The following is a 15288-nucleotide window of genomic DNA, read 5'->3' as shown; positions in this document are numbered from 1 at the left end:
GCATCCGCCCGCTTGGCTTTCCTCGCAGTAGCTCGGGCGCGCAGTCGCGCTTGCCTCGCTGCGCTCGGAAACGCGACCTCATGAAGGAGCGCCAAACCGACGCGAAGCGGAGGCAAGGCCGACCGGCCGCCGCGCCTTATGGCGCGTAGCCAAGCGGGCGGATGCCCGCGCCCGGCGCTTGAGGTTAAAATCAAGACTCAAAACACTCGATCCACACGCAAACGATACTAAAATCTCGCGTCTCCATACTGCTCATCCCGCACGATTGCCTCTTGCACCGCCGCGATTTGTGGCTATCTCCGTTCCTCAAACGCTGCGCGAACAAGTAACCGCATGCAGCAGACCAGAAAGCAGGGTAAATATCATGGCAGGCGAAACCAAGATGTATGGCATCTCCAATTGCGACACGATCAAGAAAGCGCGCAACTGGATGGAGAAGAACGGCCACAATTATGTGTTCCATGACTATAAAAAGTCGGGAATCACCAAGGAAAAGCTGGAAATGTGGGTGTTGCAGGTGGGCTGGGAAACCCTGCTCAACAAGCGTGGCACCACGTTCAAAAAACTTCCCGACATGGTGAAACAGAATGTCGGCGATGACACGGCGGTGATGCTGATGGCGGAAAATCCCAGCATGATCAAACGCCCGGTGCTGGAACATGGTGACGAGCTGGTCGTCGGATTCAAGGCTTCAGATTATGAGGCCGCCGGTCTGGAAGCCCGCAACAGCTGATATGGGCCGGGCGTGAGGGACTGACCTGATGCCCACGATCATGACCCACGCCGCGGTGCCGATTGCCGGAGCGCTGATGCTGGGACGCCAGCGGATCCCGATGCCGGTGCTTGTGACCGGCATGGCGTTCGCGATGTTGCCAGATGCCGATGTCATCGGATTCAGCTATGGTATCGACTATGCGCACAGCTGGGGCCATCGCGGGGCCACGCACAGCCTGGCCTTTGCGGCTGTCGCTGCTTTGCTGGCCACGGCGCTGCTGCGACCGCAGAAATATCTGGTCGCGGGACTTTTTCTTTTCATTGCCATGGCTTCCCATGGCTTGCTGGATACGCTGACCAATGGCGGTCTGGGGGCGGCTTTATTCTGGCCGTGGAGCGATACGCGCCATTTCGCGCCACATACTCCGATCGCCGTGTCCCCCATCGGAATCGCAAATTTTGTCAGTGAACGTGGTCTGGCCGTGCTACAATCCGAGGCCAAATGGATCTGGTTGCCGCTTGCCCTGCTGACGGCAATTGTGATTTATGTCCGAAAAGGGAGAAGATGATGGTGCAGGCGAAATGGAACGGCACGGTGATTGCGGAAAGTGACGATACAGTTGTGGTTGAAGGCAATCACTATTTCCCGCGCGAAGCGGTCCGGGCGGAATTTCTGACCGACAGTAGTCATAGCAGCTTCTGCCCGTGGAAAGGCACGGCCTCTTATCACAATCTTGTTGTCGATGGGGAAACCAATGGCGATGCGGCCTGGTACTATCCCGATCCCAAGGATGCCGCGGCGGAAATCCGGGACCGGATCGCGTTCTGGAAGGGCGTCGAGGTGTCGGCCTGATGCGCGCCAGCTGGGCGTGGCTCATCCCGCTGACACTGATGCTCGGCGGTTGCGGAACGGATGCGGAGGTGACGAACAACATGCCCACCCTGAACGGCGAACCGCCGATCATCATCGCCCATCGCGGCGCGAGTGGGGAACGGCCGGAGCATACACTGGCGTCCTATGAACTCGCCATCGCACAAGGTGCGGATTTTATCGAACCGGATCTGGTGCTGACCAAAGACGGGATCCTGGTTGCGCGGCACGAGAATGAGATCAGCGAGACGACGGATGTCGCCGACCGGCCGGAATTTGCCGATCGCAAGACCAGCAAGACCATCGACGGCCGCGACTATGAAGGCTGGTTCACCGAAGACTTCACGCTGGCTGAACTGAAAACGCTGTTTGCGCGGGAACGCCTGCCGCAGCTTCGCGAAGCCAATACCGCACATGACGGCAAATATCCGGTGCCGACTTTTGAGGAGATACTGGAGCTTCTCAAGCAGCATGAAGCCGAAACCGGCAAGCGGATCGGTGTTTACCCCGAAACCAAGCACCCGTCCTATTTTGCCGGTATCGGCTTGCCGCATGACGCGCCGCTGCTCGAACTGCTCGCCCGCTATGGTTATGATGGGCCGGAAGACCCGGTATTCATCCAGTCGTTCGAGGTCGATAATCTCAAACTGCTCAAGCTCGGCACGAAGGTGCGCCTGATCCAGCTTGTAGCCGGAGAAGGCGGTCCGCCGGACCAGCCAGACACCAGCTATGCGGACATGGTCTCGGCGGAAGGACTGGCGGACATCGCCCTCTATGCCAGCGGTATCGGCCCCTCCAAATCCATGGTGATCAGCCGGGATTCGCTGGACCGCCTTGATGCCGACACCGGTCTGGTCGCGGCCGCCCACGCGGCCGGGCTGGCAGTGCATCCCTGGACGTTCCGGCGTGAGAACTATTTCCTGCCGACAGATCTCAAGGGCAGCATCAATCCCGCCGGGACCGGATATCTCGAAGAGGAAATCCAGCGTTTTCTCGCGGTCGGGGTCGACGGGCTGTTCAGCGACAATGTGCCGGAAGCCGTGACGGCCCGTAATCAGGCCGGCGCTGAGTAGAAACGCCGAGCGGTTACGGCATAGATCAATAACGACAGCCCCATCAAAACCGTGCCGACAAGAAACGGCGCGCCGGGGAAATAATAACCGGTATCATCCGCCCATGCCGCGAAAATCGCGGTCATCATGACCGGACCGAATATGGATGTCAGGCTGATCATGCTGGCAACTGCGCCCTGCAATTCCCCCTGCGCATTCTCGCTGATCCGGCTGCTCATCATCTGCTGCATGGCGGGAAAGGCAAAGCCGCTCATCGCGCCGATGACGATGCCGAAATAGACCATCCATTCCTGGGTGGCGAAAGCGAAGCAGAGATAGGCAGGCATTGCGAACATCAGGCCGAACAGTCCGGTGCGCCGTTCCCCGAACCGGGCAATGGCGAGCCCGGTCAGGCCGCCTTGCACGATCGCAATGAGCAGGCCGTAAATCGCAACGCTGATCCCGATCTGCAGTACGCTCCAGCTGAACCGTTCGATCAGCCAGTAGGCCCAGACCGCAATCTGGGCCTGCGCGGCGAGCTGCAGCACAAAGATCGACGACAGAAAGCCGATCACCAGCGGCGTCCGCGCCATCTGGATGATGCTGCCCAAGGGATTGGCGCGCGTCAGCGAGAAGGACCGGCGTTTTTCCGGTGGCAGCGTTTCCTGGAGAATGAACAGGCCGATCAGCGCCCCGAGCAGGGCGAGTATGGCGGCCGCAATAAACGGCAGCCGGTCGCCATATTGGCCGAGCAAACCACCGATTCCGGGGCCGATCACGAAGCCAAAAGCACCAGCGCCACCCAATATTCCGAAAAATTTCCCACGTTCCTTCGGGCTGGCAACATCGGCGACACAGCTATTCGCCGCGGCCCAGCTGGCACCCATGATGCCGGAGATGATCCGGCCGATAAACAGCCAGACCAAATCGGGGGCCCAAGCCATGATCGCATAGTCCAGACCCAACAGGAACAGCGTGACGAGCAAAACCGGTCGCCGCCCGAACCGGTCGCTGAGGCCACCGATCACCGGCGCAAACAGGAATTGCATCGTGGCATAAGCAAACAGCAACCAGCCACCAATTTCAGCGGCGCGGTCGATGGTTGCGCCGCTGAGCCCGCCGATCAGGGAAGGCATAACCGGCAGGATCAGGCCGATCCCCACCATGTCGATGAAGACAATGAACGCGACGAACAGCAATATGGACTGCGGCTTGCGGGCCGTAGGCATGACAAATTCCCAAATCTGGAGAAATATTTCGGTGCTGAGTCGTGAGAGAATTATTGTCTGCCGCATTTCCGGGGGAAACGCAATGCTGGCCTTATGCGACTGTCGGAGCTATTGGACAGGCATGTCTACAACCTACAAACTTGATACATCGACGAGCCGGGCCAATCCGACTCCGCAGCCCCGCAAGCGACTGACCGTACCTGTGATTCAGCGCCGGAAATTCGAGGGCAAGACCGAAGAACCGCTGGTCATGCTCACCGCCTATACCGCGCGGACGGCGCAGCTGCTTGACGCCCATTGCGACATGCTGCTGGTCGGCGATTCTCTCGGCCAGGTGATTTACGGTTTGCCGTCCACCCTGCCAGTGACGCTGGACATGATGTGCAACCATGGGGCGGCGGTCGTGCGCGGAAGCTATCACAGCCTCGTCATCGTCGACATGCCGTTCGGCAGCTACGAGGAATCTCCGCAAAAAGCGTTTGAATCGGCGAGCCGGATCATGGCCGAAACCGGATGTGCGGCGGTCAAGCTGGAAGGCGGCGATTCGATGGCGGAAACCATCGCGTTCCTGTCGAAACGCGGCATTCCGGTCATGGCGCATGTCGGTCTGACACCACAGGCGGTGAATACGCTCGGCGGATATGCCGCGCGTGGTCGCAGCCAGGAAGAGCATGACAAGATCCTCGCGGACGCCAAAGCCGTCGCAGATGCCGGAGCCTTTGCGATGGTCGTGGAAGGCGTACTCGAGCCGATCGCCATCGCGCTCACCAAATCGGTCGAAATTCCGGTTATCGGAATTGGTGCCTCGGCGCAGTGCGATGGTCAGGTTCTGGTCACTGAAGACATGCTGGGCATGTTTGAGCGCACAGCCCGTTTCGTCAAACGCTATCATAATATTTCGGAACAGATCGAGCAGGCGGCCGGAGAATATGCCGAGGATGTGCGCAATCGCAGTTTTCCGGGCCCAGACCAGCTCTACCAGCCGAAAAAATAGACAGTTTTTGAATCGTGGGCGAATTTCATGTTCAGCTTGTGGAAATGGACGATTGGCTTGGACTTTTGGCGTACCAACGCTAAAGAACAGGCGAAAAATCCGGGGCACGCTTTTTTTGTCTCCGGCAGACCTGGCTGAAGCCGGAAAAAGTTGAAGGAAGCCACATTGGCAAAAGACGACAAGAAAACCCCGGAAGAAGAACCGGATCGCAGTGAACAGGTCTTCATGCGCGAAGTGGATGACGCCGTGCGTCAGGCCGATCTGCAGAATTTCGCGGCCCGTTATGGCATCTGGATCGGACTGGTGATTGTGGTCGGTCTGGCATCGCTCGCAGGCTGGATATTCTGGAACAACAGCCAGCAAGAAGAAGCCGGATTGCGCAGCGAGGAATATGTCGCGGCGATCGACAGCATGCGGCAGAATAATCTGGATGGTGCTTCGACGGCGCTGAAACCGCTGGAAGAAGCCAAGCAAGACGGGTATCGCGCCGCGGCTCAGCTGATGCAGGCGAATATTGCGCTCGAAAAAGAAGATCCGGCAGCGGCGATTGCAGGATATCAGAAGGTCGCTGCGGACGAGACATTGCCCCAGCCCTTTCGCGATCTGGCACTGATCCGTCAGACTGCCACCGAATATGATTCGCTGGAGCCGCAGCAGGTGGTCGATCGCCTGAAACCGCTTGCGGTTCCCGGCAATCCCTGGTTTGGCAGCGCTGGCGAAATGGTCGCTATTGCCTATCTGCAAATGGAAAATACAGACTTGGCCGGGCCGCTCTTCGCGCAACTGGCGCAGGATCTGTCGGTTCCGCCGACCATCCGGTCGCGTGCCTTGCAGATGGCGGGCGTGCAGGGCATTGATGCCGTAACGGAAATTGAAGAGGATGCCGAAACCGGCACGGGAGAGACTGAGTAATGCGTAAGTCCCGACAAGGATATTTTGCAAAAGCCTGTGCCGGACTGATCGCGCTGTCGCTGCTCGCAGGTTGCGGCGTACTGGGCGGCGGTGATGGCGACAGCAAGAAGAACACGCCGACGCTCGGCAAGCGGACCAATATCCTGACCGGCGAAAGCGGAGCGGAAGTAGATCCGGCCCTGGCGGGTATTTCGGTCATTCTGCCGATCCCTGCAGCAAATGCCGACTGGGCACAATCGGGTGGTAATGCCGGCAAATCCGTTGGCCATGTGGCGCTGGGGGAATCCCCGTCTCGTGTCTGGACTGCGGATATCAGCGGAACCACCAAACGCGAACGTCTGGCTGCGGCGCCGGTCGTCTCTGGCGGACGGCTCTATGCCATGGATACCAATGCCGTCGTCCATGCCTTTGATGCCGAGACGGGTTCAAAAGCGTGGTCCATGCAGATCGAGGTCAAGGGCGATGGGTCCTCCTCGGTATTTGGCGGCGGCGTCAGCGCTGAGGGCACGATGGTCTATGCAACCAACGGTGTCGGCGATGTCGTGGCGCTCAATGCCAGCGATGGCAGCCAGGCCTGGAAGGTGCGTCCGGCCGGACCGCTGCGCGGGGCGCCGACCATATCCAATGGCAATGTCTATGTGATGACCCAGGACAACCAGATCTACGCGCTCAGCCAGAGTGACGGGTCGGTGCAATGGAATGAAGCGGGTACCGTCGGTCTCGCCGGAATTTTCGGAGTGGCTGCCCCGGCCGCGGCACAGGGAACGGTGATCGCAGGCTATTCGTCCGGCGAGCTGACCGCCTATCGCTATGAGAACGGCCGGAATCTCTGGAATGACGCGCTCGCGCGGACCAGTATTTCCACATCTGTTGCAACCCTTTCCGACATCGATGCCGACCCGGTGATCGATCGCGGCCGGGTTTTCGCGCTGGGGCAGGGTGGTCGCATGGCCGCCTATGAACTGGTCACCGGACAGCGGATCTGGGAACTGAATATTGCCGGGATTGCGACGCCGGTTGTGGCCGGTGAATGGGTATTCGTGCTGACCGATGACGCGAAGTTGCTGTGCATCGCCCGGCCGACCGGCAAGGTCCGCTGGATCAGCCAGCTGGCGTCCTATCGCAATCCGAAGAAGAAAAAGAACCCGATCAACTGGACCGGTCCGGTTCTTGCCGGTAACCGGCTGATCGTGGCGAGCACCGAGGGCGAAGTGGTCTCGGTTTCGCCGGGTGAAGGCTCGAGTACGACTTTGTTCGAACTGAAAGACAGCGTTTCCTTGCCGCCGATTGTGGCGGGCGGGATGCTTTATATCCTCGACGACAGCGGCCGCATTTCGGCTTTTCGGTAAGGATTCAGAAAAAGGACGGGACCCAGCCACATGCTGCCCAATATCGCGATCATCGGGCGGCCCAATGTTGGAAAGTCCACCCTGTTCAACCGGCTTGTCGGCAAGAAGCTGGCGCTGGTTGACGACCGTCCTGGCGTGACCCGCGACCGGCGCGAAGGCGCTGCGCATCTGCTGGGTCTCGACTTCAACATCATCGACACGGCTGGCTATGAGGACGAGGATGCGCGGAGCCTGCCCGGGCGGATGCGCAAACAGACGGAGATGGCCGTCGCCGGTGCCGAACTGGCGCTGTTCGTGATTGACGGGCGCGCTGGCCTGACCCCGCTGGATGAAGAAATCGCCCGCTGGTTGCGCAGTTCGAAAACCCCGGTGGTGCTGATCGTGAACAAGGCCGAAGGCAAGGCTGCGGAATCGGGAATCCTGGAAAGCTATTCCCTGGGGTTCGGAGATCCGATCCCGCTCAGCGCCGAACATGGCGATGGCATTGCCGATTTGTTCCAGGCGATACGGCCCTTTGTCGAGGGCTTTGAAGCAGCGGCTCATGACGATCCGGCGGACCAGAACGCGCCGCTGAAACTCGCCATTGTCGGGCGCCCCAATGCCGGGAAGTCGACGCTGATCAACAAAATGCTCGACGAGGACCGGCTGATCACCGGACCGGAAGCGGGGATCACCCGGGACAGCATCACCGTCGACTGGATCTGGCATGATGCCCATCTGTCAGAGGAAGACCGGCTGGACGGGATCGATCCGGAACGGCGCGTGCGTCTGATCGATACCGCTGGCATGCGCAAGCGGGCAAAGGTCAATGACAAGCTGGAAAAGCTGTCCGTCGCTGATGCCAAGCGGGCGATCGATTTTGCCGAAGTCGTGGTGTTGCTGCTCGACGCGACCAAGGGGCTGGAGGCGCAGGATTTGCGGATTGCGGATCAGGTCATTCAGGAAGGCCGCTGTCTGGTGATCGCGATCAACAAATGGGACGTGGCCGAAGGACCGAGTGCGTTGTTCAACGGGATCCGGGCGGCGCTGGATGACGGTCTGGCCCAGGTGCGCGATGTGCCGCTGATCGCCGTATCGGCATTCACCGGGAAAGGGATCGATCAGCTGGTCAGTGCCGCTTTCCAGGTCCGCAAGACCTGGTCGCAACGCGTCCCGACCGGTCAGCTCAATCGCTGGTTTGAAGACGCCATCGAGGACAATCCGCCGCCGGCCCCGGGCGGCAAACGGATCAAGCTGCGCTACATTACCCAGGCCAAAACCCGGCCGCCTTCATTTGTCATCTTCGGGACCCGGGTGGACGATTTGCCGGAGAGCTATCGCCGTTATCTGATCAACGGGATTCGCAAAAATCTGGGCTTTGGCGGCGTGCCTGTACGGCTGATCATCCGGTCGCCGAAAAACCCCTATCATGACAAGGAATAGCCCGGTTTTCCGCTATTCTTGCCGGCTCCATGGTTAACTTCATTTAAGCCGGTTAACCCTGTTTTTACATATTGCGTTCTATCTTGCCGCATAGGACCAGTTCTCTGATCACACATCACAGGGAAATCTTGCGCGGTGGAGCTTGAAAACGAACTCATAGACTGGACGGTGTTTACCGAATCGCGCAATGCGCTCGGGCCCGATTTTGTCCGGATTCTGGGCTATTTTCGGGAAGATGGAACGCAATCGGTCGCACAGATCGAAACCGCGATGCGCAATGGCGATGCGGCAGGTATTGTCATGCCGGCCCATACCCTGAAAGGCGAATCCGCCCAGTTCGGAGCGGTCCAGCTGTCCTCTGCGGCAGAAAATATTGAAATGACGGCGCGCAAATGCGTGGACTATCACCAGGGTCCCGACGAACTGCTTGAAGCGATCGTAGCGCTGCGGCCGATGTTCGAGGAAACGCTGGCCGAACTCGATCGCGAGTCCAGCCCCGTTGTCCAGCGTGAAAGCAACGGATTCGGCTCTCGCGCCAGCGGTTTCTAAATCGGTCGGTGCTCAGATCGAGCAACAAGCGGGTTTTCTATTCCGCCGATTCCGATTGCAGCTGGACATAATTTTCGATGCCCATGCGTTCGATCATGTCAAACTGCTGTTCCAGCGTATCGACATGTTCTTCTTCGCTTTCCAGGATCTCGGCGAACAGGTCGCGGCTGACATAGTCGCGGACCTTTTCGCAATGCTCGATGGCATCCTTGAGCGGAGGCAGGGCTTCATGCTCCAGCGCCAGATCGGCTTTCAGGATTTCCTCCACCGTCTCACCGATTTTCAACCGGCCAAGCAGCTGGAAATTGGGCAAACCGTCGAGAAACAATATGCGTTCCGCCAGCTTGTCGGCATGCTTCATCTCGTCGATCGATTCTTCATATTCGAATTTCGCGAGTTTGCTCACACCCCAGTTGTCGAGCATCTTGCTGTGTAGAAAATACTGGTTGATCGCGGTGAGCTCGTTCTTGAGACACTCGTTGAGATAGTCGATGACCTTTGCGTCGCCCTTCATGGCAGCTTCCTTCCCAGTTGCCGATTGCATGTGAAGGCAAGCCTATACAGCATGGCCGATCGAAACGGAAGGCCCGCAATGATAGAAAATGTAATTATTTCAATGGGATGCTAAAGAGAATGCTAAGCGGTCGCAACTTCTGACTTGATAATGGTTTGCGCAAACGAAAGGCACTGACCGCATTTCGGCTTGCGGCCGAGCTGGGCATAGACGTCGGAGGGCTTCTCCGCACCGCTGCGAACCGCGGCTCGCAGGTCTTTTTCCTTTATCGCATTGCAGACACAAACAACCATATTTTGCTCCTGTCCGACTCGTATATAGCTAATGAGAATAGATCGCAATAGCAAAAGTGGAGGCGATTTCCGCAATCCCGATCAACTATTGGCGATCCGGTTTTGCACGGCTAGTTGATGGGTATGAAAATCACCCACATAGTCCTGCCTTTCGTTTTTCTCTTTGGTCCATCAGCCGGTGCGGTTCCAAATGAAAAGGTTGTCGTTCCCCGTGAAAGCAGATCCCATCTGGATCAGCCCGACAAGGAAAAGGAGAGATTTACCTTTTCGGCGCCGCTTTTTTGGCAGCTCATGCAGAACAGCGTGGACCAGATACTGGACGACATGGAGCCGACACTGGAACCAATCTGGGAAGAGCTGATGGCGCCAACCGGTTCGATGAATCCGGACTGGCAAGAGGCGGGAGTCGATGTCCTGGCGCTATTGTCCAGTCGGTCCGGTGGTTTCGCGGGCAATGCGCTGCTCAGTTCGGGTGAATCGCCATCGATCACTTTTTTCGGACGCATTCCTCCGAAACTGCTGAAGGATTGGCAATTGATTCATGCCGGAGAAAATTCGACAGAACCAGGCGAGGCGGTGTCGGGTGGGTTTGTTGCATTGGGTAAACGCCATATTGTCTTTTTTGATGGAACCAAAACCGAAATGCTGGGACGGGCCCACTGTACGCCCGAGGGCATAGAGGATTTGCCCAGCCATTTTCGCGTGTACCGCGATTCCAGATTTTCATTTGATACGACGACTGACGAAGACCTCGACCCGGAAATTGAAGCCATGGTCCTGATGCGTCTCTTCGCCGCAATTGATTTCCCGCAGATATGTGTCGTGTACGAGGCTGCCGGGAAAGATATGTTCCGGGAAGTCACCTATAACCGGAATGGTGAACCTCTCGGAAATGTTGATGATGGCACTCAGCTGACGCGTATTGTCCAGAATTTCGACCTGCGCGAGCAATTGACGTCGAAGGCGAGCAGTTCGCTGTTTGATTTTATAGAAGAGGACGCACAAGACGAGTAGAGGATCGCGCGACTATTCGACACGCATCTTCTGCATCTGTCCCCGGGCCAGCGAACGCCAGAGCCATTCGAGCGGTCCATAGCGGAAATGGCTGAGCCAGGGCTGGGACCAGAGCAGCATCACGATCCATGTTCCCAATACGAACAGATAAAGCTCGGCCCGGCCAAATTGCCCGAACAGCCCCAGGCCCCAACCATAGAATATGAAGGTCATCAGAATGCTGGTGCCGAGATAGTTTGTAAAGGCGACACGCCCGGCCGCGGCGATGCGCTGGAGGATCGAATGATGGGCGAGCTTCTGGATCAACAGGATGAGCAAGGCCGCAAATCCCAACGTCAGCAACATTCGCGAGGGAATCGACCAGGCGAGTGAGGCGTTGATGGCGATCAGCGGATCAAATCCCGACGCCCAGACCAGCCAGGCCAGTGGCAGCATCAGCAAAAGCCCCCATCCGACCAAACGCAGACCGAAGGAACGGTAGCGTGCCGCATCCCATTGCCCGGTCATGAATCCATTTTTGTAGAACGCCATGCCCAGCATCATGAGAGGCAGAGTTTCCAGTCCGTTCATGACGAGAAGTATGAGCGGGCCGTCCCATTTATTGGTGAGCTTGTCCGTGAGAATCTGGAAATAGCTGCCCTGATATTTGGCAATTTCCTCAGCAGTAACTGCTGCGCCGGGTGCAATTTCGGAGAGCATATCCCTGTAATCGGCGTCCGATTCCGAACCCGGTCCGGCCATTTCCGCCAGATATTCCAGGTAAAACATGCCGCCCATGAACAGCAAATAGGCAATAAAACCCATCGCATAGATGAGCAGCGCCTTGCGGATCAGCTCGTCGCTATCCCAGTCCGCCACGAACCAGGCGAGACAGCCGATTACGGCGTAGAGAAACAGGATGTCACCAAACCAGACCAGGAAGAAATGCGCGAGGCCGAACAGCGCCAGCCAGCCCATGCGCGTGAAGTGCACTTTCGCCGCATTTTCACCCTTCGCTTCGGCGCGCGCGATAATCAGCATCATGCTGGCACCGAACAGCAGGGTGAACAGTCCGCGCATCTTGCCGTCGACCAGGACGAAGGAGAGAAACCAGCTGATCGTATCCGCGTTGTTTGACATGCCGTAAACAGCCGGATTGACATAGGCCATTTCGAGCAAGGCAAAGCCGATGATGTTCATCAGCAATATGCCCATGACCGCAAATCCGCGCAGGGCATCCAGCTCGATATGGCGTGGCAGGGCCGGTTTGGCTGAGGTCATGCGGGTGTGTGTCCTTCTATAGACGGGGCCGTGATGGGCTCTGCGCCCGGGCGTTCAAAGCCAGGACGCAATCTGGTCGAGCGGTTTCTTGAACGTGGCATGTTTGGGAATGGTCGCATCCGCCGCCGGTTTCCCGACAACAAGCACCATCATCGGTTTTTCATCCGACGGACGATCACAAATCTGGTTGAGGAATTTCATTGGGTTGGGCGTGTGGGTCAGCGTTGCCAGCCCGGCGTCATGGAGCGCGGTAATCAGCATGCCGGTGGCAATGCCAACGCTCTCGTTGACATAATAATTCTGTTTCTTCTCGCCGGGGAACATGCCGCCCTTGCGCTGGCCAAAGATCACGATGAGATAGGGCGCGGTTTCCAGAAACGGCTTGTCCGCATCGGTTCCCAGCGGATCGAGCGCTTCCAGCCATTCATCACTGGCTTTCTTTTCATAAAACTCCCGCTCTTCCTGTTCGGCGGCTTCGCGCAGGGCCGCTTTCTTGTCCGGAGATTCGATCACCGCGAAATGCCACGGCTGGTGATTGGCACCATTGGGCGCGGTCCCGGCCGCCAGCAGGGCATGTTCGATCACCGCGCGCGGCACGGGCTCGTCCGAAAAATAGCGGCACGTGCGCCGGGTCCGGATGGCCTCGTAAAAAGCCTTTGCCCGGGCGATGCGCTCATCGTCCGAATAGTCCGGCAATTCGGTATAGGGCAGGGTTTCATGAGGTTGCATAAACAGGGTCCTGCGATCAGGCTGACATGAGAGCTGGAGGAATAGCCGAGCGGGCTCCCCGTGGAAAGCGCGTTTCTACTATTGACAGTAATGTAAGTAGTGGTTAGAGCGAAAATCATGAAGATTCAACATGACTTTGCCGCCAGTCAGGGCGGAACCGCCGGAGAACCGCCTCTGGTCCATCCCGAACGCCCGGAACCGCGCTTTCGTCCGTTCAAGGCGCTGCATCATTTTCGCGAGCTGCTGAAAGACAAGGAAGATACCGAACAGGTCTTTCACATATTCGAATCGCTCCCGCGCAAGAATTTCCGGACTGATGCCGCGGAATTTGCGCTCAGCGAAAACGGACGCGCCGTGCGTGCCCAGGAACCCTCCCTACCCGAACTGCTCGATGACCATGAACGGTTGCGGGCAATGCCCGAAGGCAGTCTTGCCCACGCCTATTGCGATTTCATGGAGCAGGAAGGTCTGACCGCTGCCGGACTGGTCGCGGAATCGGACAAGTTTCAGCAGAAACGCTATGGCGATCTGATCGAATGGTATGGCTACAGGCAGCGTGACACGCATGATCTGCTGCATGTGCTGACCGGCTATGGCCGCGATGCGCTCGGCGAACAATGCGTGCTGGCTTTCACCTATGGCCAGAGTCCGGCACTGGGCCATTTGTTCATTGCCTATGGCGGCGGACTGAACCTCAAGCAGACGGTCAAAAGCAAGGCGCCGATATTCAAGGCGATCCGGGAGGCGCAGAAAATGGGTCGGGCCTGTCCCAAGATTACCGACCGGTCGATCACTGACCTGCTGGCGCGCCCACTAGAGGAAGTGCGCCGCGAGTTCGGAATCGGTACGCCCAAATATTACCAGCAGTCGCATGAGATTTATCGGTCAGAGGGGATCGATCCCTATGACCTGCTGGCGGAAGGCGAAGCGCAAGCCGCCTGATCCGGTTCGACGGCGGGACCCGCCAAAATCGCAGATACAGTCGGCAACAGCCGGTCCGCGAGATGGTCCGGTGTTCCGCCGGGTTTGCCAGTGACCACCTAGCGCAGCTCCTTGCGGATGACCAGTTTCAGCCCGGACCACACCGCATCGACGGCGCAGACCTTGATGTCGACAAACCCCATCGGCAGGCAGACGCTGCGGATCGTGTCTTCGGTAATGTCAGTTTCGACCTTCGACGCTTTTTTCGGCCAGCTGACCCACACCTGTCCCGCCGGGTCGATCAGGCGCCGCAGGCTGGTCAGATGTTGTTCCATAACCGCGCGCTCGGTGACAAAAACATGCGCGGCGTTCAGGCCCTCGACCGGCACCACCTTTTCAAACAGCTGCAGGCCATGGTCATCAATCTCGTCGCGCACGCTGTCCGGCATGCCTTCAAACCAGACGGTCATCCCGTCTTTCAGCGTCAGCTTTTTCGCCAGCGGTGTTCCGGAATAGCCTGATGCCATGAAATGCTCCTCTTGAGACGGTCTCTACCAAGTCTGCATCAAACAGTCACCGCCATCAACCGCCAGATGGAGCAGGCAGCCAAGCCCGACCGCGCGCAGTTTCCACGAAGGCGGGATCAGCAGCAGGACATAGATGAGCGCCGCCCAGCCGCCATGCAGCGGATGAAAACCGATGCTGCAGCGGTCCGGATCAAAAATCGGATCGGCGAGCAGATGGTCGAGATCAATCGCGATCGTCGCCGTCATGATCAGCCCAGCAACCTGCCAGTGCCGCCGCCAGATCAGCCAGGCGAGGGCAAAGGGCAGCAGGAAATGCCCGCCATAATGGAGCAGGGGCTGGAGGAGATCGGTCACGCTAGCCACCTCTTCCTACTGCGTCATCCTGAACTCGTTTCAGGATCCATTTCTCCGGAACAGGGAACAGAGCGATGTGGCACCATGGATGCTGAAACAGGTTCAGCATGACATGGGCAGTCGGTCATACAGTCATGGAACACGTTCAGATCTCCCTTGCAGAATTCTGTTTTTTGAAGAAAACCAATGCTGTTCCCAACAGTGCGATCAGTGCGGAAAAAAAATCCGATGCCCAGAATAACCAAGCCCACCATGAATATCACGGCGAGTTGGGACAGATCAAACGTTCCAGAGATTCCAACTTGCCAAAGCTGATCATAAACGTCGAACCCAGCTGCAATGAAGGCCAGCAGGAGTGATATACCTGCTATCCAGATCAAAATTGGTGAAGCGCTTCTGACATGTGCCGATGATTTTGATAAATTGCCGGCAGGCGTAAAAAGGACTCTCAAAATCAGATAAATGGAAAAAACGAAAAGCAATCCAATTGCCAAAATGCAAATTTGGGGAATTGCTTCAAGTTGCCGGGCGGCCTCAGCAGATGTGTGAAAAGCCAATGGTGTAACTGGGCCGCCGGCCGCCAT

19 protein-coding genes are annotated in these 15288 nt (G+C 57.8%); 11 read left to right on the top strand and 8 right to left on the bottom strand.

Annotated elements, in window-relative coordinates; all coding sequences use genetic code 11:
* The first annotated feature begins 364 nt into the window (after window positions 1–364).
* The 4 genes from BUQ90_RS00475 to BUQ90_RS00460 all read left to right on the top strand — a co-directional run bounded on the left by BUQ90_RS00475 (window position 365) and on the right by BUQ90_RS00460 (window position 2658).
* Window positions 365–733 (top strand): ArsC family reductase, encoded by a 369-nt coding sequence (locus BUQ90_RS00475; protein WP_074203217.1) that lies wholly within the window; start codon window positions 365–367, stop codon window positions 731–733.
* A gap of 28 nt (window positions 734–761) precedes the next feature.
* Window positions 762–1283: a metal-dependent hydrolase gene (locus BUQ90_RS00470; RefSeq protein WP_074203216.1), complete on the top strand. Its 522-nt coding sequence runs from the start codon at window positions 762–764 to the stop codon at window positions 1281–1283.
* Window positions 1283–1567, top strand: a complete 285-nt coding sequence (locus tag BUQ90_RS00465) for a DUF427 domain-containing protein (protein WP_074203215.1) — start codon at window positions 1283–1285, stop codon at window positions 1565–1567. Before BUQ90_RS00470 ends, BUQ90_RS00465 begins: the two co-directional genes overlap by 1 nt.
* 80 nt (window positions 1568–1647) lie before the next feature.
* Window positions 1648–2658, top strand: coding sequence for a glycerophosphodiester phosphodiesterase (locus BUQ90_RS00460; RefSeq protein ID WP_239447378.1), 1011 nt, complete (start codon window positions 1648–1650; stop codon window positions 2656–2658).
* Here the strand turns inward: BUQ90_RS00460 and BUQ90_RS00455 are convergent.
* On the bottom strand, window positions 2640–3866 hold the full coding sequence (locus BUQ90_RS00455) for a TCR/Tet family MFS transporter (protein ID WP_074204773.1): 1227 nt from the start codon (window positions 3864–3866) through the stop codon (window positions 2640–2642). The two genes, BUQ90_RS00460 and BUQ90_RS00455, sit on opposite strands and share 19 nt — an antisense overlap.
* Window positions 3867–3987: 121 nt before the next feature.
* Between BUQ90_RS00455 and panB the strand changes: the two genes are divergently transcribed.
* The 5 genes from panB to BUQ90_RS00430 all read left to right on the top strand — a co-directional run bounded on the left by panB (window position 3988) and on the right by BUQ90_RS00430 (window position 9092).
* Window positions 3988–4860 (top strand): 3-methyl-2-oxobutanoate hydroxymethyltransferase, encoded by an 873-nt coding sequence (panB, locus tag BUQ90_RS00450; protein WP_074203213.1) that lies wholly within the window; start codon window positions 3988–3990, stop codon window positions 4858–4860.
* 165 nt (window positions 4861–5025) lie between these two features.
* The gene (locus tag BUQ90_RS00445) at window positions 5026–5772 is read left to right on the top strand and encodes a tetratricopeptide repeat protein (RefSeq protein ID WP_239447318.1); all 747 of its coding nucleotides are present in this window, start codon (window positions 5026–5028) and stop codon (window positions 5770–5772) included.
* The gene (locus BUQ90_RS00440) at window positions 5772–7121 is read left to right on the top strand and encodes an outer membrane protein assembly factor BamB family protein (RefSeq protein ID WP_074203212.1); all 1350 of its coding nucleotides are present in this window, start codon (window positions 5772–5774) and stop codon (window positions 7119–7121) included. The genes BUQ90_RS00445 and BUQ90_RS00440 overlap by 1 nt, the downstream gene beginning before the upstream one ends.
* Window positions 7122–7151: 30 nt before the next feature.
* Window positions 7152–8543: a ribosome biogenesis GTPase Der gene (der, locus tag BUQ90_RS00435; protein ID WP_074203211.1), complete on the top strand. Its 1392-nt coding sequence runs from the start codon at window positions 7152–7154 to the stop codon at window positions 8541–8543.
* A 135-nt stretch (window positions 8544–8678) separates the two neighbouring features.
* Window positions 8679–9092 carry an Hpt domain-containing protein gene (locus BUQ90_RS00430; RefSeq protein ID WP_074203210.1) on the top strand — a complete coding sequence of 138 codons (414 nt, stop codon included), beginning with the start codon at window positions 8679–8681 and terminating at the stop codon, window positions 9090–9092.
* Window positions 9093–9129: 37 nt separating this feature from the next.
* On the opposite strand, the gene bfr is transcribed toward BUQ90_RS00430, so the two are convergent.
* Both bfr and BUQ90_RS00420 read right to left on the bottom strand, forming a co-directional pair.
* Window positions 9130–9606, bottom strand: coding sequence for a bacterioferritin (gene bfr / locus BUQ90_RS00425; protein ID WP_074203209.1), 477 nt, complete (start codon window positions 9604–9606; stop codon window positions 9130–9132).
* Between the two features lie 122 nt (window positions 9607–9728).
* Window positions 9729–9899 carry a (2Fe-2S)-binding protein gene (locus BUQ90_RS00420; protein WP_074203208.1) on the bottom strand — a complete coding sequence of 57 codons (171 nt, stop codon included), beginning with the start codon at window positions 9897–9899 and terminating at the stop codon, window positions 9729–9731.
* Between the two features lie 117 nt (window positions 9900–10016).
* Here BUQ90_RS00420 and BUQ90_RS00415 point away from each other — a divergent pair, with 117 nt between their 5' ends.
* Complete coding sequence (locus tag BUQ90_RS00415) at window positions 10017–10913, top strand: hypothetical protein (protein ID WP_074203207.1); 897 nt, start codon at window positions 10017–10019, stop codon at window positions 10911–10913.
* A gap of 12 nt (window positions 10914–10925) precedes the next feature.
* On the opposite strand, the gene BUQ90_RS00410 is transcribed toward BUQ90_RS00415, so the two are convergent.
* Window positions 10926–12173: a DUF418 domain-containing protein gene (locus BUQ90_RS00410; RefSeq protein WP_074203206.1), complete on the bottom strand. Its 1248-nt coding sequence runs from the start codon at window positions 12171–12173 to the stop codon at window positions 10926–10928.
* Window positions 12174–12227: 54 nt separating this feature from the next.
* Window positions 12228–12902, bottom strand: coding sequence for a nitroreductase family protein (locus tag BUQ90_RS00405; protein WP_074203205.1), 675 nt, complete (start codon window positions 12900–12902; stop codon window positions 12228–12230).
* A gap of 117 nt (window positions 12903–13019) precedes the next feature.
* On the opposite strand from BUQ90_RS00405, the gene BUQ90_RS00400 reads away from it, so the two are divergent.
* On the top strand, window positions 13020–13844 hold the full coding sequence (locus tag BUQ90_RS00400; protein ID WP_084192398.1) for a Coq4 family protein: 825 nt from the start codon (window positions 13020–13022) through the stop codon (window positions 13842–13844).
* Between the two features lie 98 nt (window positions 13845–13942).
* Here the strand turns inward: BUQ90_RS00400 and BUQ90_RS00395 are convergent, their stop codons facing one another.
* Genes BUQ90_RS00395 through BUQ90_RS17495 form a run of 3 tightly spaced genes read right to left on the bottom strand, consistent with a single transcriptional unit; the run spans window position 13943 to window position 15288 of the window.
* Window positions 13943–14350, bottom strand: a complete 408-nt coding sequence (locus BUQ90_RS00395; RefSeq protein WP_074203204.1) for a hypothetical protein — start codon at window positions 14348–14350, stop codon at window positions 13943–13945.
* A gap of 24 nt (window positions 14351–14374) precedes the next feature.
* A complete protein-coding gene (locus BUQ90_RS00390; RefSeq protein ID WP_204244718.1) occupies window positions 14375–14704 on the bottom strand; it encodes a DUF6122 family protein in 330 nt (109 codons plus the stop codon).
* 23 nt (window positions 14705–14727) lie between these two features.
* The gene (locus BUQ90_RS17495) at window positions 14728–15288 is read right to left on the bottom strand and encodes a hypothetical protein (RefSeq protein ID WP_143182674.1); all 561 of its coding nucleotides are present in this window, start codon (window positions 15286–15288) and stop codon (window positions 14728–14730) included.

Origin of the sequence: Parasphingorhabdus marina DSM 22363, assembly GCF_900128895.1 — a bacterium.
In the GTDB taxonomy this organism is placed as follows: Bacteria; Pseudomonadota; Alphaproteobacteria; order Sphingomonadales; family Sphingomonadaceae; genus Parasphingorhabdus; species Parasphingorhabdus marina.
Note: the sequence above shows the minus strand (reverse complement) of the source record. Positions and strands in the feature narration are given on the sequence as shown.